Raw genomic sequence first — 18,545 nt, forward strand, 5'->3', positions numbered from 1 at the left:
GAATATGTCTCCTTTCCTAGTAGAGGCCTTCGCCTTCATTGAGTTTTCGGACAATAAAGTTCACCGTCACGAGCAAAATGACATTGATGACGGAATTGAATAAACCAACCGCTGCCGAGTACGCGTAATCGCCTGACTGTAAGCCGACCTTGTATACATAGGTAGCGATAATTTCAGAAGTGGGAAGATTCATGGAGGTCTGCATCAGATAAGCCTTTTCAAAGCCAATAGACATAATGCCCCCTGCCGCAAGTATGAAGACGATCGCCATAATCGGCCTAATCGTGGGCAGATCGATATTTCGAATGCGCTGGAGCAGGTTAGCTCCGTCCAGGCTGGCCGCGTTATGCAGCTCCGGGTCCACATTCGCAAGAGCAGCCACATAGATGATGGAGGCCCATCCGGCACTCTGCCATATATCCGATAGGATATAAATCCACCTGAAATATTCCGGCTGCGACATAAACATAAGCGGATTACCCGTCATCCAAATGACCAATTGATTAATCGGCCCCGTTGGCGACAAGAAGATAAACAGCATTCCGACAATGACGACCACCGAGATGAAATTGGGTGCGTACAGGAACAACTGAATATTCTTCTTGACTGCCGCTCTGCGAACCTGGTTTAACATGAGCGCAAGCAGGATCGGCACCGGAAAGCTAAAGATCAGACCAAAAAAACTCAATTTAAGCGTATTCATAAAAATGACGTCAAAATTCGGCGAGGCGATAAACTTTTCAAAATGCTTGAGCCCAACCCACTCGCTGCCCAGAATCCCTTTAATGGGACTGAAATCCTTAAATGCGATTACGGCACCGTACATCGGGACGTATTTGAAAATAAGGGTCAATATAAGCGCCGGAGCTAGCAGTATGTACAGAAAATAGTTTTTCTTGATGAAAGCGAGCATTCGCCCCGCAGAACTCCGTTCTCTGATTATCCCTGCCCCCTGGTTGGCTGGTTCCATTGAATTTTCCAAACCTGTTCCCCCGTTCTTTCTAGAGAAGTTTACATATTGCTTACAGAAAAGGCTTTCATTTTTCACTTTTGTTGAATGTCGCTTTTACAATTTATCAAATGATGTAACTTCAGTCAATCGTTTTTGTAAAAATTTATTTGTGCAATTGACAATATACATCGTTCGTTTACTTCATCCATTTGTCATAAACACGGGTAATTCATGTCGTTTATTACGTAGAATTACGGATTTCCACCCTTTCCATCCTTGTTAGATGATGTTTTAACAAATGTAATGGAATAACGAAGTCAATTCCAACTAAATCCCTGTTGTTTAAATGTTAAATTGACTGTGCATTTGTAAAGTTGAGGTTGCTATTTTAGCTAATCTATTATACATTTGATTTAAGATATTCAGGTCAATAGCGCCTGGGAGAAACAACGAGACTGGTATAAAGTTGATCATTTGAGGTGAAATCAGATACATGACGAAAGAAAAAGTCACAATTCAAGATATTGCGGATGCACTGGGGATCTCCAGAAATACGGCATCCAAAGCTTTGAACGGCAGCGAAAGTATTCCGGACGAGACGCGCAGCAGGGTCATCAAAAAAGCAATCGAATTGAAATACAAACAATTTGCCTTCATGGAGACGGACAACCTGCTGACCAAAACCCCGGGAAACATCGCTCTTCTCACGGCGAATCTTCCGAGCACCTCCCATTTTGGCTCGCGCTTAATCAGCGGGCTTGAGAAACGAATCAGCGCGGAAGGCTATAACCTGTCCATTCATATCGTCCGGGACATCGATCGAAATTCTCGGACGCTGCCTAACAATTTTGAATCCTCCAAAGTGGATGGAATCATCTGTATTGAGTTATTTGATATGGAATACAGCAAGGAGCTCACAAGCCTCGGCCTTCCTACCGTATTTATCGATTGTGCCGCTGACATGTTCTACCCGGACTTGCAAGCGGATTTACTACTGATGGAGAATGAACACAGCACCTTCCACATGACCAGGCGGCTCATAGAGCAGGGCAACATGTCTTTGGGATTTATCGGGGACATCCATCATTGCAAGAGCTTTAATGAACGCTGGGTGGGATTTAATCGGGCCTTGACCGAAATGGGGATCCGGCTGGATCTGGAACAATGTGTTCTAAACCCGGACCGTGAGTTTTTCTCCGAGTCCGACTGGATGGAGAAGCGGCTGAAACAGATGAAACAGATGCCGTCCGCTTTTGTATGCGCCAATGATTTTATTGCGGTCAATGTGATGAAAGCCTTGAAGAATAACCATATCGCCATCCCGGGCGACATTGCCGTATGCGGCTTCGATAATGCGCCTGAATCGCGCATCGTTGAACCCCATTTATCAACGGTACATATCTATAGCGATGAAATGGGAATTGCCGCGGCCAACATGCTGTTGTCCCGGGTGAAAGAACCGGCGTTACCCTATCAAGTCACGCATATCCAAACAAAACCGCTCTTCAGGGCATCGACTGAAAAAATAGACTAGGGGATTGCAGAAGGAGCTGAGACTCCACCATGGACCTCCAGCTGATCCACAAGAAAGACGCTGATCGACATACTTGGACAGAAGGTCGGAACACGAGGAAAGAAAGTTTTTCTTACGATAGTGTGTGTGGGCATGCCTCTGATGTTTATCCCTTTATTGAAAAAAAAAAGAACCGTTCTCCCGGTATTCGGGCAGAACGGTTCTTTTGGGTTGAGCTGGAGTGAGAGGCAGTTCATCCTCCCATTCTCCGTTAACGATTCAATAAGGCGATTCCATGGAATATCGCCCTAGTTTACCTGCGCGAAGCTCACGCAGGTAAATGCTTGAGGCTTTTTCCAGATCGACTCTTCCGCCGCTTACGATACAGCCGCGTTTTTTTCCGATCGCTTCCATGACCGCGACAATTTCATCCGGGTTATCCAGATCCGTGGGGCGCTCCTTAAGATCAAAGCGCTCGCTCATCGATTCCCAATAATAGTTGGAGAAATATTTGATCGCAAAAAAAGCAATATCCTCTACGTTCAATATTTCCTCTTTAATGGCGCCGGTGACCGCCAGGCGGTACCCTACATTCTGATCCTCGAACTTTGGCCACAGGATACCGGGTGTATCCAGTAATTCCATCTCACCGCCGGCAACCTTAATCCACTGCTGCCCTTTGGTGACACCCGGACGGTCTCCCGTCTCGGCGATGTTCCGGCCAGCAAGCCGGTTAATCAGCGTGGATTTGCCTACATTCGGAATCCCCACGATCAACACCCGCATAGCTCGCGGGTTCATGCCCTTGGCGATTTGTTTGTCAATCTTCTCTTTCAGCAGCAGCTTGATCTGATTCGGAATATCCTTAACACCTGTCCCCGTGGATGCATCTACAGGGAAGGCGGTTAAGCCGTTTTCTTTGAAATGGGCTTGCCATTGCCTTGTTACCTCAGGATCTGCCAAATCGGCTTTGTTCATAATAATGAGCCGCGGCTTGCCCTGCAAAATCTCGTCAATCATGGGATTTCGGCTTGAGAGCGGAAGCCTCGCATCGATCAGTTCAATTACAGCATCGATCAGCTTCAGCTTCTCCTGAATTTGGCGGCGCGCTTTGGTCATATGTCCGGGAAACCATTGTATTGTCAACGTCGTCACCTCTACTTTGCTCTGCAAACTTTCATCGTTTCTATAGCGCCATGGCTAATGGTTGATGAGCCCTATGTCTTTAATCGGCCAGAAGATCAAGTCTGCTCGCCCGATAATATCCCCCAAAGGAACATATCCTATCATACGGCTGTCCGTGCTGTTGGAGCGGTTATCCCCCATCACAAACACATGGCCTTCTGGCACAACGCCGTCCTGAACGAACGAGTTCGGAAAGTCCGTGTTATTGTATAATCTGTTTTCAGCATGAGCTTGATCAATTGCTTCCTGTATGTAGGTTTCATTCACAGGTTCCCCGTTGACAAGCACTTTATCGCCTTCAACTTTAACCGTATCACCAGCAACTGCAATTACGCGTTTAATGAAATCCCTGCCCTCATCAGGAACATGGAACACGATAACTTCTCCACGCTCGGGTTTGCGGATATCATATAAAATCTCGTTGACGATCAGCTTCTGATTGGATACAAAGTTAGGTTCCATGGATGGACCCTGCACAATAAACGGTTTAAAGAGAAGCCAGCGAATGAGAACGACGAGAACCAGAGCAATGAGAAGAGCCTTCAGCCATTCTACAAGCTCGTTCTTAGCCTTTTTGGCCGGTTTCCCCACGTTGGTTTCAATGGCCTCCTGGTGTTGATCTTTCTCCATAACCCACCGTCCTTCCCTATAGATCGCTTTCGCATGATAACGATTTTTGGATATACAAAAGGGGCTTGTATATACGCACAAGCCCCTTTCTACCGCCTTGTAATTAACGACGAATTTCTTTAATTCTCGCTGCTTTACCGCGCAGTTCACGAAGATAATAAAGCTTCGCACGACGCACTTTACCACGGCGAGCCACTTCGATTTTATCGATTTTAGGCGAGTTGATTGGGAAAGTTCTTTCCACACCAACACCGTAAGAAATTTTACGAACGGTAAAAGTCTCACTGATTCCGCCACCGCGACGTTTAATTACTACACCTTCAAACAACTGGATACGCTCACGAGTTCCCTCGATAACCTTAACGTGTACTTTTAAAGTATCACCAGGACGAAAGCTCGGAATATCTTTACGAAGTTGTTCTTGAGTAATCGCTTGAACGATATTCATCTATGACTCCCTCCTCTCACACAGGTGTTCTTGCATCTTCCGGAAACTCTATGTATTTCCTTCATTATCCGCAGCGGACCACCGTATTCACAACAAAAGAAATAATAACATATTTCGCAGTCCGAATCAAGTGTTTTATCTTTACACCCTGATGGTTAGGCCAGTTTTTTCACCGAGCTTTCGTTCATAAAAAAACCACTTCCAGCATGAAAAATCATGCGAGGAAGCGGTTAGGCTGAACTTAATTTACGCTTTCTTTCGAGTCGTGCAGTCCTTTGTGGCGCTTGCCATAGTATTCAAGAATGTCGTCTACCGTTTGAAATTGGACTTCTTTATTGTTTGTATCTTCTATTTTCGCTTCCTGTTGTTGTCGATGTTCTGTCATGACTAGATGCCTCCCCGTCTCTCAAGTGTTTCTCCAGATACATATTACCCACCAATGAAGGGGCTGTATCAGTCATTATTAAAAAAATGCCCCTGAAGTATACAATGCTGGGTTATGAGCCAATTCTAAAGATAGTAATTCTGGCACCGGTTTGAGGAGCTGTAATCGATTTGGCCACTGGCGATAAATTATAGAGCCCTACAGTGTTACCTGCGCTTAAATTGATGACGGCAGATCCTGAGACTTCGGCGTTGGTTGAAATGGAGTTCATGTTCGCCGTACTCGTGGTATTTCCATTCACAACGATCCCAAACGTGTTGGGAGCTGCCTGACCATTAGCAATAGAAACATGCCAATCAAAGTAGTAAAAACCAGCTGTCACGATAGTCAACGTTGTTGTACCATTAAAGGTTACGCCTTGAAGCATACTGGATGAAAAAGAAACCGGTGAATTGGTAGCCACATTTTGAGTGGCACCGTTGCTGGCATAGATGACACTACCTCCCACAAGGGTAGTGGAGCCGGTTGGACCCGTCGGGCCTGCCGGGCCTGTTGCACCGGTCGCTCCTGTGACTCCCGTTGGACCTATACCACCAGTTGCTCCTGCTACTCTTGTGGCTCCTGTTACCCCAGTTGCACCCGTGACTCCTGCTGCTCCTGCTGCTCCCGTTGACCCTGTTGCACCCGTTACACCCGTCGATCCCGTTACTCCGATTGCACCCGTTGTTCCAGTTACCCCAGTTGCTCCGATTGCACCCGTGGTCCCTGCTACTCCTGTTGCCCCAGTTGCTCCTGTCGCTCCCGTAACTCCTGCTGCTCCGGTCTCTCCAGTTGCTCCGGTTATTTCTGTTACTCCTATCGCTCCCGTGACACCAGTTTTACCAGATGCTCCTGTCAGGCCTGTCGCCACCGTGACTCCGGTTGCTCCAGTTGCTCCTGCTGCTTCTGCTGCTCCTGCTGCTCCTGCTGCTCCCGTTGACCCTGTTGCACCCGTTGACCCTGTTGCTCCACTTGCTCCAGTTTCTCCAGTCGCTCCCGTGACACCAGTTTCACCAGTTGCTCCCGTCACCCCAGTTGCCCCTGTAGCTCCAGTCTCTCCTGTAGCTCCAGTCTCTCCTGTAGCCCCTACTTCACCAGTTGCCACCGTTGCTCCGGTTGCTCCCGTTAGCCCTATAACACCCGCATCTCCGGTAGCCCCGGTAGCTCCCGTTGGTCCTGTTCCACCGGTTGCACCAGCGAGACCTGCTGTCCCCGTGGCTCCCGTCACGCCTGCAGCTCCTGTAGCCCCTACTGACCCTGTTGCTCCGGCTACCCCAGTTGCTCCCGTAGCGCCAGTTTCTCCGGTAGCTCCCGTGGCGCCTGCCGGGCCTGTTGCCCCCGTTGCCCCGGTTGCCCCTGTCACTCCTGCTGCTCCTGTTGCCCCCGTTGCTCCAGTCACGCCCGGCCGAGCGTTACTCGGTACGCTTCCTAGGGTTTCCTGGATTGTGAGACCCTGAACGCTCACAGCGCTCGTCCTTGCTACAACTGCCAGAGATTGAACGGCAGCTTGTTGGACAGTCACTGGAATGTTTAACGTCGCTACCGCTCCTGAAAGAGCATTCGTATAATTAGTCAACTGTTCATTCAAAAATTCAGGCGAAGCTCCATTCAAAAGCGAAGCTTGAATTCCATCCGCTGCTGCTTGCAGCCTACTTAACTGTGGTCCGGAACTCCCTAATCTCGCAGCCTGCCGGTTAATTCCTTGGAGTACATCTGCAAGCTGATGGCGCGACGATGCCCCTGGATTCGTCGTTGCATTCATAATATATAAAGGCAGATTGTTCATTAAATTGACCAACGGCACAGCATCCGCACTCGGAAACGCATACTCCAGCCTAGATTGAATACCTTGTTGTGAAGCCTCGATATCCGTTCCGATCTCGCCGCCGACTCCGAGTCGTTCTCCATATGATTGAAACAACGTCATGACTTCGTTCAATCTTGTTAGGATCCCTTCCAGATTGTCCGCATTGGAAATCCTTGCAATTTGCTGCACGGCCTGGCTAAGCCCCCGCCGTTCTCGCAGCGAAAACCTCATTCCCGAGACCAGGTCGTTAAGGCTCTGCAATTGTATTTTGATAAGCGTGAAATTCTCGTTAACCGGCTGTTCCACAAATGCGCGTAACAGTGACGTTAATTGACAGATCAATGTAACGAATCGAGTGGCTTGGTTCCTTCCTACACGGATTCGTCCAGATGTAAGTCCTTGAATGACAGCCTTGCTGTCCCTACGCTTCCTTCTTTCTTGCCTCAATCGATTTCACCCCTTACGATCTCATACATCCGCAATCGCCTATTTATCACACTATTCAATTCATACGAATTTTGTTCTGGGGTGCAAGCTTGAAACCGGTTCGTTTAAGGAATAAAAAAAAGAACAGACCTGTGCTCACAGATCTGTTCTTCGATTGAGCAAAAAAGCTTATGAGGATCCCGCTTCTCGCTGTAGCTTGTCTATATACGCTCGATCCTGTTTCGACAATTCCAGCTTGTCTAACAATTCCGGGCGACGCTCCCATGTCCGCTTAAGCGCTTGTTCCCGACGCCACACGTCGATATTCGCATGATGACCGCTTAGCAGGATATCCGGCACTTTCCAGCCGCGAAACTCAGCAGGACGTGTATAGTGCGGATATTCAAGCAGGCCTGTACTGAATGAATCCGTCACCGCTGAGGTTTCATTGCCAAGTACACCCGGAAGTAATCGGACTACAGAATCGATGGCAACCATCGCCGGCAGCTCTCCACCGGTGAGCACATAATCTCCGATGGACAACTCATCGGTAACAAGAAACTCACGAATTCGTTCATCGTAACCTTCGTAATGCCCGCATATAAACACCAGATGGTCTTCCTGTGATAATTCTTCCGCCTTCTTCTGCGTAAAAGTCTCTCCTTGCGGACACATCAGAATGACTCGCGGAGGCTTGACTGTTCCGGAGACTTCCGCTGGAATCTCCTCGGCAGGATTAGCCCCATCATCATGATTCGCGACCTCATTCCCATTGGAAGCAAGAATATCCTCCACCGCAGCAAAAATCGGGTCCGGCTTTAACACCATCCCTCCGCCGCCGCCATATGGAGTGTCATCGACCTGACCGTGCTTGTTTCCCGCATACTGGCGGAAGTTGATGGCATTCAAGCTCACAATTTGTTTTTCGGCCGCTTTCCCCAGAATGCTGGAATGAAACACACCATCGAACATCTCGGGGAACAGCGTCAGCACATCAATCCGCATGGACTATAACAACCCTTCCATGAGATGCACGCGGACAAGCTTCGCTTCCTTGTCTACATCAAGTACGACATCCGGTATGGCCGGAAGAAGAATTTCTTTTCCCTGAGGCGTCTTGACAACCCACACATCGTTAGCGCCCGGCGTCAAAATTTCGGAGATCGTGCCGAGCTCCTCAGCAGGGTCTTCATCGGTCATCACCTTGCAGCCAATAATCTCATGGAAGTAGTACTCGTTCTCCGGAAGCTCCTCTTGAAGATCCGCTGAGATCTTCAGCAGCGAGCCTTTATATTTCTCGGCATCATTGATGCCATGCAGCTCCTTGAATTTAAGGATGTACATGTTTTTATGAAAACGGGATGTATCCACCGTTGCTTCAATCTTGCTCCCCTTGTCCGGGACAATATACAACTGGCTCTTTGGAGCAAATCGCTGGTCGGCAAAATCCGTATGCGGCATGACTTTAACTTCCCCGCGGATGCCGTGCGTATTCACGATTTTCCCTACAGTAAACAACTTTTCAGACATGGTCTTCCTCCTGCATCACTTAATGAACGTTCACGCTAGTATGACCGGCTGATTTCTTCAGCATGTACGAAAAAGGGCTAGGACATGCATCCTAACCCCCTTTCGTATATTTTAAGAAATGATATCAACGGTCACCCGTTTATCCATTTTAACCGCCGCCGATGTTACGACTGTACGCAATGATTTGGCGATACGCCCTTGTTTGCCTATGACCTTCCCGACATCGTCAGGATGCACGTACAGCTCATATACAATCAAGTGCTCCTTCTCAACGGTCTTCACAGTCACATCTTCTGGATGATCCACTAAAGCCTTAGCAATAACGCGAACTAATTCTTCCATAGATAACCCTCGCGATCAGTCTTATTTCTGATGCTTCAGCTCATGAAACTTCTTCATTACGCCCGCTTTGCTAAGCAAGTTGCGAACCGTGTCAGATGCTTGCGCACCATTTTGAAGCCAGTTCAGTGCTTTCTCTTCATCGATCTTAACTTCAGCCGGTTGAGCAACCGGATTGTAATAACCGATTTCCTCGATAAAACGGCCATCACGCGGGGAACGGGAATCAGAAACCACCACGCGGTAGAAAGGAGCCTTGTGAGCACCCATGCGTTTCAGACGAATACGTACTGCCATTTGAAAATTCACCTCCTTCAAAAAATGTCCATTCGATATCACCGTAACTTAACGGAACGGGAATTTCATGCCTTTTCCGCCAGTCAAGCCTTTCAGTTGTTTCATGGCCTTGTTCTTGCCGCCTTTAGGACCCATCATATCCGAGAACTGTTTCATCACGCGGCGCATTTCGTCAAACTGCTTGATAAGCCGGTTCACTTCAGCCAGCGAGGTTCCACTTCCCGCCGCAATCCGTTTACGACGGTTATGATTGATAATGTCAGGCTGCTGCTTCTCCGCTGTCGTCATGGAGTGAACAATAGCCTCAATGCGTCCCATCTGCTTCTCGTCCACCTTGAGATCCTTGGCTTGCTTCATCTTGCCCATGCCGGGAATCATATCCATCAGCTGATCCAGAGGACCGAGCTTCTTGACCTGATCCATCTGCTCCAGGAAATCCTCGAACGTAAATTCGGCATTGCGCATTTTACGTTCCATTTCCTTGGCCTTGTCTGCATCAATGTTCGATTGTGCTTTCTCGATAAGAGACAGCATATCGCCCATACCGAGGATCCGCGATGCCATCCGTTCCGGATGGAACGGTTCGAGCGCATCAATCTTCTCGCCAAGTGCGGCGAATTTGATCGGACATCCGGTAACGGCCTTAACCGAGAGGGCGGCACCGCCTCGGGTATCGCCGTCCAGCTTCGTCAGTACGACGCCCGTGAGCGTCAATTGCTGATTGAAGCTTTCCGCGACATTCACCGCATCCTGACCTGTCATCGCATCAACGACAAGCAGGACTTCATCAGGATTCACTACGCTGTGAATCTGCTTCAACTCTTCCATCAGCTCTTCATCGACATGAAGACGGCCAGCGGTATCGATAATGACATAATCGTGACCGTTATCTTTGGCATGCTGGAGGCCCTGTTTTGCGATTTCAACCGGGCTTGTCTTGTCTCCTAGCGAGAACACCGGTACGTTGATCTGACTGCCGAGTACTTCGAGCTGTTTGATCGCCGCTGGACGATAAATATCGCCGGCAACGAGCAGCGGTCGGCTGTTCTGCTTCTGAAGCAACTTGGCCAGCTTACCCGAAGTCGTTGTCTTACCGGCACCTTGCAAACCGGCCATCATAATAACTGTTGGCGGCTTGTTGCTCTTCGCCAGTTTGGCTTGGCTTCCTCCCATCAACTCCGTCAGTTCTTTATTAACGATGTCAATGATCACCATGCCGGGCGTAAAGCTGTCCATCACTTCCTTGCCGATGGCCTTCTCTTTTACTTTGGATACGAAATCCTTAACCACTTTGAAGTTAACGTCGGCTTCGAGAAGCGCGAGTCTGACTTCACGCATGGCGGCTGTTACATCTTCCTCGGACACCTTGCCTTTACCACGAAGCTTGCTAAACACATTCTGTAGTCTGCTGGTCAATCCTTCAAACGCCATATCCGCCACCTCCGTTCATACTTAATCCCATACTTTTAATCGTTCGACCATATCGGTCATTACATTCTTATCATGTTCACCCAGGTCGCTACGCTCCACCATTACCCGAAACTTATCCAGCTCCCGGATGCGCGTTTCATGCTTGCTCAAGAGGCCCAACTTCTCTTCATAGGACTCGAGCACCTGTTCTGCGCGCTTAATATGCTCATAGACGGCCTGACGACTAATCTCAAATTCACCAGCGATTTCTCCAAGGGAAAAATCATCATGGAAATAATATTTCAAAAAGGTCTGCTGTTTCTCTGTCAGCAGCTGCTCATAGAAATCGAACAGCAAATTGATCCGGTTCGTCTTCTCGAGCCGATTCTCCTGACTCATTTAAGGGCACCCCCTCGTCAAGGAAAAACACTTTACAGTTCGCTTAACGAACCTTATCATACAAAAAACAAAGAAGGATGTCAAGCCATTTCCCTTGTCATCCTTCTTCATGTGCAGGAAGCCTTCTTCCTACCGGTCAACCGATAGGAAGAAGGTATATCAGTATCGCAAAAAAGTGAAGAATCGAACCCGCCAGAACAAACAAATGCCAGATGGCATGATGGTAAGGAAACCCCCGCCATACATAGAATATGGTACCCAGCGTGTACAGTACGCCCCCAAGGGCAAGCAAATTCATGCCTTGCGGCGCAACAACCGCCGTTAACGGATTCCAGGCAATGACAATCAGCCAGCCCATCGCAATATAGAATATCGTGGAGAGGAACAGAAACTTCTTGACGAAAAATGCTTTGAACACGACACCGAACAGCGCAATGCCCCATACGATCCCAAAGAGACTCCAGCCCAGCGATCCCCGGATGGCAACCAGCAGGAATGGCGTATACGTCCCTGCGATGAACAAGTAAATGGAAGAATGATCCATAAACTCAAAGAAATCCTTGGCTTTCCCGTCTCTCAAACCGTGTACGAGCGTGGAGCTCAAATATAGCAGGAGCATCGTTGATCCGTAGATCGTGAAGCTCACCACATGCCAGGCATTGCCTTTCAAACTTGAAAATACGATCAGCAGCACCAGCGCAGCAACGCTCAGTGCCGCTCCTATGCCATGTGTTATTGCATTCGCTATCTCTTCTCTGCGTGGATAAGTGTAAGTATTGGCCATAACAGGTATCCTTTCGCTTGAAATCTTATAGAGGTTATTCAAAAAACTGACTTTTTGAACCCGACTTATACTTCATTATACGCCCTTCGGGCATGCAAAATCAAAGCCGTCCCCTATATCAACCCCTCTGCGATTGGAAGAATCGCTGGATGGCGCTGACGATTTGGCGGGACGCGGTGCCGTCGCCAAACGGATTATGGGCTCTGGCCATGCTGTGGTACGCTTCCTTATCCGTCAGCAGTCGCTCTATTTCTGCCTGAACCGCCTCACACTCCGTACCAACGCATTTTAGAGTGCCTGCTGTAACCCCTTCGGGGCGTTCGGTTTTATCCCTCAGCACCAGAACCGGCTTCCCCAGTGACGGCGCTTCCTCCTGTATGCCGCCGGAGTCCGTCAAGACCAGATAGGAACGCTGCATGATATGATGGAGATCAACGACATCGAGCGGTTCGGTCAAGTGGATTCGCTCGTGCCCCTCAAGCTCTTGCGCGACCGCCTCTTGCAGTACGGGGTTCGGATGGACCGGATATATCACTTCAATGTCAGGGTGCTTCTGGATCACCCGCTTCACAGCCTCAAATACCCCTTTCATCGGTTCTCCCCAATTCTCCCGCCGATGCATGGTCATCAGTATTAAGCGGCTATCTTGCCGTAATTTGTGCTGTATCGGATGTTTAAAGGGAGCCTTTAGCGTCCACTTCATTGCATCGATTCCCGTGTTTCCCGTTACATACACGTGAGCCGATCGATTCTCGGCTTTGAGATTTGCTGCCGACAGCGCCGTCGGAGCAAAATGCATATCCGCCACCCTGCCGATCCACTCGCGATTCATCTCCTCTGGAAACGGCGCGTATTTGTCATACGTCCGCAGCCCTGCTTCCACATGTCCCACCGGAACCTTCGCGTAATAAGCTGCCAAAGCACCAATGAATGCCGTTGTGGTATCTCCATGGACCAGCACTAGATCATATTTTCTAGCTTGGAATACCTTCTCCATCCCTTTTAGCAGGTCAGCGCTCAAATTGTATAAGGATTGCCCTTCCTTCATGATATTCAGATCCGTTTGCGTCTGGATTTCAAAAAAACGAAGCACCTGGTCCAGCATCTCCCGGTGCTGGGCGGTTACGCATACGATTGGAGTTAATCCCGGGGCTGACTCCAATTCCTTGACCAAAGGTGCCATTTTAATCGCTTCCGGACGCGTTCCGAATATAACCAGAACATTTTTATGTTTCACGAACCTTCACTCCCCCTCGTTTTATATGAAAAGATAGATCTGAAACCTCATATCTTAAGCATTATATGGAAAGTTGATAGATTCGTTCCGGTCATGAGCAAGCTTGTAGAAATCAACCATTTTTCTGCGATTCGGCTTATTCGTCCAATTCTATGAAGCTAGCAACGCATATATTATCCCGAGTACAAAGAAAGGAGGAAACCTCTTGGCTGTTATCATTTATCCGAGAACGATGAACTGGTCGTATATGAAACAGAGACCGCAGCAGCTTATGGCTCAATTGGGCGCGCTTGGTCATCAGGTTTTCTTCGAAAACCTGGCACCGCTGGATAAGGAATTCAAAGAAATTGAACCGAATGTGTTCCTGTTCACAGATACCAAAACCTTTTTGCACAAAAAGCTGCCTGCTCTTCGCAAAGAACATCCGATTGTCGTCTGGACGACCTGGTCTAAGCTCCGTACGCGCATTTCCACACTCTTCAAACCCGACGTCACCATCTACGACTGCTGTGATGAATTTCCGCATTGGGCAAAATATGAACCTAAAATGATTGATGAAGCGGACCATGTCGTATGTACCGCAGAGGTGATTCACACCCGGTTGTCCCTGGCATATCCGGATAAACCGCTTACCCTGATCCCGAATGGCGCAGACTCTTCATTTTTCCATATTCCATTCAGTGAAAGACCCACCGATCTCCCTCCGGGTCCTGTTGTCGCTTATATCGGCGCCTGGGCTTATTGGGTAGATCATGAGCTGTTCGCTAAGGCGGCCCTCCGTTTTCCAAACGTCCAATTCGTTTCCATTGGAGCTCCTTACGGCAGCTCCGGCGATTATTCGAAGCTCCCCAATGTGCATATACTCGGTGAAAAGCCGCACCAGGAGCTCAAGCGTTATCTGACTCATATAGACGTTGCATTGATCCCCTTCCAATATCATCCGATTACGCTGGCAACCAATCCAGTCAAAGCATACGAGTATCTGGCATCCGGTGTCAGGGTATTGTCGACGGCTCTGCCGGAATGCATCGCCATGGAGCCGCATGTTACTACAGCGACCACCCATGATGATTTCTTGGGCAAGCTGTCCTCCATGCTCCATCACCCGGACACGGAAGAGCATAAACTGGGCCGCATTGCCTACGCCAGAGAGAATCGCTGGGTTGAACGCGGATTGAAAGCCGATCAAGTGATCCGTCAGGCCATCCTGGACAAAGGCATGAACCCCCATTGAAACCTTATGCCAGAATCCGTACCCAGCCATTCGGCTACAGGGCCATCGATACGACAGCCTATCGTGAACAAATCATTCAGGAAGTCTCACAAATAGAGCATGAGTGGATTCTATGGAGCGGTACCTTGTCTTTTTCCCATAAAAGCGCACAGCATTCCATTCCGATACCACCCCATATTCCAGATCGTGTTGTCTGTATATGCATGAACGGTGCCCCTCTATATTGGAGAAAAACCTGGCTGCTTGCTGCTCTCACCCGCTGGGATAACAGGCTTCCGGCTGCTAAATTTCTGTCTTACGATCTGCTGCCCGCCGATCCAAGCCTTACGATGCATTTGGACCCGACGCAAAATCCTCCGTATCAAAAAGATCTGGAGTATATTCTCCCTATTCTGTCGGCAACAAGGATACGAGAGAATACCGCCAGCTCGAAAGGGGCCTTATCCCCTGAAATTCCTCCGCAACCTGTCGTCTCCATTCTGATGAGCATTCATAATATGAAGGACTCTTTAGGCTGGAGCATCCGTTCCGTATTGGCTCAATCAAGCGATAGTTGGGAGCTGCTAATAGGCGATGACGGCTCGGAGGACGGCAGTCTCGAGGAAGCCTGTGCTTATCTTGACAGCAGAATTCGGGTCCTGTCCCAATCGCGTAACCGCGGAAAGGCGATCATGATGAATCGGCTGCTCTTTGAAGCAAAGGGGCGATATATTCTGGAATTGGATGGAGATGACTGGCTGGCACCGGATGCGATCGAACTCCTGTCCGACGCGCTTGACCAGAATCCGGACGGCAGAATGGCCACGGGGCGGTATGGATGCTGGGAACGAACCCGGCAGTTCGGTCCTCTATGGAGAAAAAATGTTGATTCGGGCCATCTTTATTCGTCTTGGTCTGCTTCCTTAAATCGAACGACTCGACATGGGCACCCGCTTGTCCCTCGAATGTATCGCAAGTCATCCCTAATCGCCATTGGGGGCTGGTGGAATCGGGAGGATCGTCTCGGGCGTATCTTCGAAGATATCGATGTCACCGCCAGGCTTCTTAAGCACAGCTCACCGGTTCAGGTCGATGCCGTCTTGTATCATCGCGTCCTTTATGGCAGCAGCACCAGCCAACGTAACCGCAGCCTCTTCGAAGCCTGGTGTCAGCAAACAGGCAAGAGCTAGACAACGCTTGAAAAGGAGGTGATACGTAAATGCATATTGCCGCTTCCGGGTACTATGGAATGGGAAACTTCGGTGATGATTTATTTCTTCACACCCTTCGCCAGGTATTCCACGATCATCACGTCTATCCATGGAACTCCCGATTGGATCCCCGCCAGACGGATGCCTTCATCATCGGTGGTGGCGATTTAATTACACCCTACTCATTCAATTCGTATTACTTCCCTCCGCAGCTCAAAGGACAGCCTACCTGGGTCTACGGTGTCGGCATCGTGGACGCCTACCCGGAACACACCTGGCCTGAGGAGCAGGTATCCGCCTACCGGGAGATGATCTCCAAGGCAAACCGCGCAGTGTTCAGGGATGAGCGATCGTCGGCCATCGCCAGGCGGGCAGGCTTCCACCGAAATGTTGAAACCGCCCCTGATATGGTATTCGGCTACCGTCAACCCGATATCCCGGTGAAACGATTCTCTAAGCGCCCCACCGTTGGCGTTGTTGTGTTTTCCTATGAATCGTTCCCGATGGAGAACATGACCAAACTGCTGGGGCATCTTATCGCCAAAGGTTATCATACCGTCCTTATTCCTGTTATTCATCATCCGGGCAACGCGTACTCCGATTACAACACATGTCTGCAATTGCAGCAGAAGGTAAGGGAGCTAACCCCCGGCGCTTCCATTGAAACACTGCCGTTTCTCATGGATATCGAGCTCACCTACAGCTTCATACAATCCGTGGACTATCTGATATCATTCAAGCTTCACCCGACGCTAGCCGCTTTACGCGGCGGCAAGCCTGTGCTGGCGCTTAGCACCATGAGCAAAGTGCATAGCCTGCTGAGCTCTTTTCGTCTCGGTCAGTACTTTACGGATTATCGTCAGCCGCTTGATGTGCTGGTCGATAAAACCGAAACCTTCCTTAAATACGGCCCTGGTCATGTGCAGCGAGTTATGCCCATGATCCGCGCAGCGGAGGAAGAAAGCACCGCTTCACTTCTGGATTTAAAGAACCATATCGAGGAGCACAACCGTTGGTAATACAGAAAGGAGAATGACTATGTGTTGCTTCCTGTTCTGCAGAAGACTTGCCGGCAGAGTCAAAATGTTAACACGGCAGGTCGAACTTCTAAGCCAGGAAACCAGTCAACTAACCGAACGGGTAGAGTCACTGGAGAGTCAGGTTCTCACGGGTTTAACGATTAATCCGGAGCTGATTCAATTTTTCGAAGTCCGTACCGGCCAACAAGTACGGGTCAGCACAACGTTTGTTACGCTGGAAGGAGTCGTTCTGGCTACTGCTGAAGATGGTGTTCAGCTCCGTGAAGCATCGGGTGACCTTGTGCTGATTCCATTTGCCAATATTACTTCCGTTCAGTAATACCTTCAGATGATACGGAATGTCAGCTTCAAACTTTCATTACGGCAAGGAGGTTAACCGATATGCGCTACGTGGATTGGCTGCAAGGATTTATCGGCTCGGAAACCGAAGTAACGGTGTCGGGAGATGTGATCATCGGCACGCTGACCGAAGTGGGCGAGGGAACCATCACCTTAAAAGTACCACCCATCATCTATGGTCCTCCTACAGATACTGCCATCATCCCGCTTCGTTCGATTGAGTTCGTTCGAATCGTCTCTTCATAAAAATGCATGTGCCCGTAGATTGAACCGAACATGGAAAAGGACCGAAAGTTATACTTTCGGTCCTTTTGTATACATAGCGACTAGACAAGTGCCTAGCCTTGTTGTTCTGCGGCATTCTCTTCTTCTTTAATCAAACCCGCAAAGAGGGCATGAACGAACTGCTCCGAGTCAAAGGTCTGGAGATCGCCCATTTTCTCTCCCAAGCCTACCAGCTTCACCGGAAGATTCAACTCCTGCCGAATCGCGATAACGATGCCACCCTTAGCCGTACCATCCAGCTTGGTTAATACGAGGCCGGTCACACCACTCTTCTCTCCGAACAGCTTCGCCTGGCTTAGCGCATTCTGTCCTGTCGTCGCATCAAGGACCATCAGCACCTCATGCGGAGCGCTCGGGATTTCGCGTTGAATAACGCGGAAGATTTTATTCAACTCTTCCATCAGATTCGTTTTGTTCTGAAGACGTCCCGCCGTGTCGCAGAGCAGAACATCCGCTTGCCGCTGCTTGGCTGCTTGAACCGCATCGAACATAACAGCTGCCGGGTCTGAGCCGGGCTGCTGTTTAATGACTTCAACGCCAACCCGTTCTCCCCATACCTCCAGCTGTTCAATCGCACCTGCACGGAATGTGTCGCCAGCGGCGAGCAAAACCTTCTTGCCCTCCTGCTTGTAACGATGTGCCAGCTTACCAATCGTGGTGGTTTTGCCGACTCCGTTAACGCCTACAAACAGAATGACCGTAATTCCATCCGGATTCTCCCTCAGCTCATTGCTGCTGTCATCACGAAGGAGTCCCATCAGCTTCTCGGACAAGACCGGCTGCAGATCGGCAGCGTCCTCGATCCGCCGTTTCTTCACTTCGGCACGAAGATCGTCCATCAGATCCATCACCGTATTGACGCCGACGTCAGCGCCAATCAGAATCTCTTCCAACTCCTCGTAAAATTCTTCATCGATCTTTTTCCGGCGAATGACCAGGTCCGACACTTTCTCGATAAATCCCTTCCGAGTTTTCTCGAGTCCGTCCCGGAACTGTTTTGTTACGTTTTCCGTTTTGCTGGAAATGCTCTCTTTTAACTTCTTAAAAAAGCTCATACGTACCCTCCATGTCGTTAT

General features: G+C 49.3%; 21 protein-coding genes. 6 read left to right on the forward strand and 15 right to left on the reverse strand.

Annotation, left to right across the window (positions count from 1 at the left end):
• Positions 1-16 precede the first annotated feature (16 nt).
• Complete coding sequence (locus MKY82_RS22365; protein WP_339296703.1) at positions 17-913, reverse strand: ABC transporter permease subunit; 897 nt, start codon at positions 911-913, stop codon at positions 17-19.
• 532 nt (positions 914-1,445) lie between these two features.
• Here MKY82_RS22365 and MKY82_RS22370 point away from each other — a divergent pair.
• Positions 1,446-2,486: a LacI family DNA-binding transcriptional regulator gene (locus tag MKY82_RS22370; protein WP_194543594.1), complete on the forward strand. Its 1,041-nt coding sequence runs from the start codon at positions 1,446-1,448 to the stop codon at positions 2,484-2,486.
• 258 nt (positions 2,487-2,744) lie between these two features.
• Here MKY82_RS22370 and ylqF read toward each other — a convergent pair whose 3' ends face one another.
• The 13 genes from ylqF to wecB form a co-directional block, all read right to left on the reverse strand.
• A complete protein-coding gene (gene ylqF, locus MKY82_RS22375; protein ID WP_339294391.1) occupies positions 2,745-3,611 on the reverse strand; it encodes a ribosome biogenesis GTPase YlqF in 867 nt (288 codons plus the stop codon).
• A gap of 54 nt (positions 3,612-3,665) precedes the next feature.
• Positions 3,666-4,280, reverse strand: coding sequence for a signal peptidase I (lepB, locus tag MKY82_RS22380; RefSeq protein ID WP_036663956.1), 615 nt, complete (start codon positions 4,278-4,280; stop codon positions 3,666-3,668).
• A gap of 103 nt (positions 4,281-4,383) precedes the next feature.
• The gene (rplS, locus tag MKY82_RS22385; protein ID WP_015736355.1) at positions 4,384-4,728 is read right to left on the reverse strand and encodes a 50S ribosomal protein L19; all 345 of its coding nucleotides are present in this window, start codon (positions 4,726-4,728) and stop codon (positions 4,384-4,386) included.
• Between the two features lie 241 nt (positions 4,729-4,969).
• A complete protein-coding gene (locus tag MKY82_RS22390) occupies positions 4,970-5,113 on the reverse strand; it encodes a hypothetical protein (RefSeq protein ID WP_339294392.1) in 144 nt (47 codons plus the stop codon).
• 112 nt (positions 5,114-5,225) lie between these two features.
• Positions 5,226-7,406 carry a collagen-like repeat preface domain-containing protein gene (locus tag MKY82_RS22395; RefSeq protein ID WP_339294393.1) on the reverse strand — a complete coding sequence of 727 codons (2,181 nt, stop codon included), beginning with the start codon at positions 7,404-7,406 and terminating at the stop codon, positions 5,226-5,228.
• Positions 7,407-7,574: 168 nt separating this feature from the next.
• The gene (trmD, locus tag MKY82_RS22400; protein ID WP_339294394.1) at positions 7,575-8,390 is read right to left on the reverse strand and encodes a tRNA (guanosine(37)-N1)-methyltransferase TrmD; all 816 of its coding nucleotides are present in this window, start codon (positions 8,388-8,390) and stop codon (positions 7,575-7,577) included.
• Between the two features lie 3 nt (positions 8,391-8,393).
• Positions 8,394-8,915, reverse strand: coding sequence for a ribosome maturation factor RimM (rimM, locus tag MKY82_RS22405; protein WP_216531843.1), 522 nt, complete (start codon positions 8,913-8,915; stop codon positions 8,394-8,396).
• A 111-nt stretch (positions 8,916-9,026) separates the two neighbouring features.
• Positions 9,027-9,257: a KH domain-containing protein gene (locus MKY82_RS22410; protein WP_006211360.1), complete on the reverse strand. Its 231-nt coding sequence runs from the start codon at positions 9,255-9,257 to the stop codon at positions 9,027-9,029.
• A 21-nt stretch (positions 9,258-9,278) separates the two neighbouring features.
• Positions 9,279-9,551 carry a 30S ribosomal protein S16 gene (gene rpsP, locus MKY82_RS22415; RefSeq protein WP_006211361.1) on the reverse strand — a complete coding sequence of 91 codons (273 nt, stop codon included), beginning with the start codon at positions 9,549-9,551 and terminating at the stop codon, positions 9,279-9,281.
• 48 nt (positions 9,552-9,599) lie between these two features.
• Positions 9,600-10,982 carry a signal recognition particle protein gene (gene ffh / locus MKY82_RS22420; protein WP_071220054.1) on the reverse strand — a complete coding sequence of 461 codons (1,383 nt, stop codon included), beginning with the start codon at positions 10,980-10,982 and terminating at the stop codon, positions 9,600-9,602.
• Positions 10,983-11,003: 21 nt separating this feature from the next.
• Entirely contained in the window at positions 11,004-11,360 is a 357-nt protein-coding gene (locus MKY82_RS22425) for a putative DNA-binding protein (protein WP_071220053.1), read from the reverse strand.
• A gap of 136 nt (positions 11,361-11,496) precedes the next feature.
• A complete protein-coding gene (locus tag MKY82_RS22430; protein WP_339294395.1) occupies positions 11,497-12,144 on the reverse strand; it encodes a hemolysin III family protein in 648 nt (215 codons plus the stop codon).
• A gap of 118 nt (positions 12,145-12,262) precedes the next feature.
• A complete protein-coding gene (wecB, locus tag MKY82_RS22435; protein ID WP_194544875.1) occupies positions 12,263-13,327 on the reverse strand; it encodes a UDP-N-acetylglucosamine 2-epimerase (non-hydrolyzing) in 1,065 nt (354 codons plus the stop codon).
• A gap of 259 nt (positions 13,328-13,586) precedes the next feature.
• Here wecB and MKY82_RS22440 point away from each other — a divergent pair, with 259 nt between their 5' ends.
• The 5 genes from MKY82_RS22440 to MKY82_RS22460 all read left to right on the forward strand — a co-directional run bounded on the left by MKY82_RS22440 (position 13,587) and on the right by MKY82_RS22460 (position 17,430).
• The gene (locus MKY82_RS22440) at positions 13,587-14,615 is read left to right on the forward strand and encodes a glycosyl transferase family 1 (RefSeq protein WP_194543599.1); all 1,029 of its coding nucleotides are present in this window, start codon (positions 13,587-13,589) and stop codon (positions 14,613-14,615) included.
• Entirely contained in the window at positions 14,612-15,784 is a 1,173-nt protein-coding gene (locus tag MKY82_RS22445; protein ID WP_339218381.1) for a glycosyltransferase family 2 protein, read from the forward strand. Before MKY82_RS22440 ends, MKY82_RS22445 begins: the two co-directional genes overlap by 4 nt.
• 29 nt (positions 15,785-15,813) lie before the next feature.
• Entirely contained in the window at positions 15,814-16,824 is a 1,011-nt protein-coding gene (locus tag MKY82_RS22450; protein ID WP_220684576.1) for a polysaccharide pyruvyl transferase family protein, read from the forward strand.
• A 19-nt stretch (positions 16,825-16,843) separates the two neighbouring features.
• On the forward strand, positions 16,844-17,164 hold the full coding sequence (locus MKY82_RS22455) for a hypothetical protein (RefSeq protein ID WP_071220048.1): 321 nt from the start codon (positions 16,844-16,846) through the stop codon (positions 17,162-17,164).
• A 62-nt stretch (positions 17,165-17,226) separates the two neighbouring features.
• Positions 17,227-17,430, forward strand: coding sequence for a hypothetical protein (locus MKY82_RS22460; RefSeq protein WP_071220047.1), 204 nt, complete (start codon positions 17,227-17,229; stop codon positions 17,428-17,430).
• Positions 17,431-17,522: 92 nt separating this feature from the next.
• On the opposite strand, the gene ftsY is transcribed toward MKY82_RS22460, so the two are convergent.
• Entirely contained in the window at positions 17,523-18,524 is a 1,002-nt protein-coding gene (gene ftsY / locus MKY82_RS22465; RefSeq protein WP_071220046.1) for a signal recognition particle-docking protein FtsY, read from the reverse strand.
• Between the last annotated feature and the right edge of the window lie 21 nt (positions 18,525-18,545).

The sequence above is a fragment of the Paenibacillus sp. FSL W7-1279 genome (genome assembly GCF_037969845.1).
Taxonomy (GTDB): domain Bacteria; phylum Bacillota; class Bacilli; order Paenibacillales; family Paenibacillaceae; genus Paenibacillus_AQ.

Coding starts and splice junctions, on each gene's coding strand:
- MKY82_RS22365 (WP_339296703.1), bottom strand. CDS start 913: ATGCTCGCTTTCATCAAGAAAAACTATTTTCTGTACATACTGCTAGCT.
- MKY82_RS22370 (WP_194543594.1), top strand. CDS start 1,446: ATGACGAAAGAAAAAGTCACAATTCAAGATATTGCGGATGCACTGGGG.
- lepB (WP_036663956.1), bottom strand. CDS start 4,280: ATGGAGAAAGATCAACACCAGGAGGCCATTGAAACCAACGTGGGGAAA.
- rplS (WP_015736355.1), bottom strand. CDS start 4,728: ATGAATATCGTTCAAGCGATTACTCAAGAACAACTTCGTAAAGATATT.
- MKY82_RS22390 (WP_339294392.1), bottom strand. CDS start 5,113: ATGACAGAACATCGACAACAACAGGAAGCGAAAATAGAAGATACAAAC.
- trmD (WP_339294394.1), bottom strand. CDS start 8,390: ATGCGGATTGATGTGCTGACGCTGTTCCCCGAGATGTTCGATGGTGTG.
- rimM (WP_216531843.1), bottom strand. CDS start 8,915: ATGTCTGAAAAGTTGTTTACTGTAGGGAAAATCGTGAATACGCACGGC.
- MKY82_RS22410 (WP_006211360.1), bottom strand. CDS start 9,257: ATGGAAGAATTAGTTCGCGTTATTGCTAAGGCTTTAGTGGATCATCCA.
- rpsP (WP_006211361.1), bottom strand. CDS start 9,551: ATGGCAGTACGTATTCGTCTGAAACGCATGGGTGCTCACAAGGCTCCT.
- ffh (WP_071220054.1), bottom strand. CDS start 10,982: ATGGCGTTTGAAGGATTGACCAGCAGACTACAGAATGTGTTTAGCAAG.
- MKY82_RS22425 (WP_071220053.1), bottom strand. CDS start 11,360: ATGAGTCAGGAGAATCGGCTCGAGAAGACGAACCGGATCAATTTGCTG.
- MKY82_RS22430 (WP_339294395.1), bottom strand. CDS start 12,144: ATGGCCAATACTTACACTTATCCACGCAGAGAAGAGATAGCGAATGCA.
- wecB (WP_194544875.1), bottom strand. CDS start 13,327: ATGGCACCTTTGGTCAAGGAATTGGAGTCAGCCCCGGGATTAACTCCA.
- MKY82_RS22450 (WP_220684576.1), top strand. CDS start 15,814: ATGCATATTGCCGCTTCCGGGTACTATGGAATGGGAAACTTCGGTGAT.
- MKY82_RS22455 (WP_071220048.1), top strand. CDS start 16,844: ATGTGTTGCTTCCTGTTCTGCAGAAGACTTGCCGGCAGAGTCAAAATG.
- MKY82_RS22460 (WP_071220047.1), top strand. CDS start 17,227: ATGCGCTACGTGGATTGGCTGCAAGGATTTATCGGCTCGGAAACCGAA.
- ftsY (WP_071220046.1), bottom strand. CDS start 18,524: ATGAGCTTTTTTAAGAAGTTAAAAGAGAGCATTTCCAGCAAAACGGAA.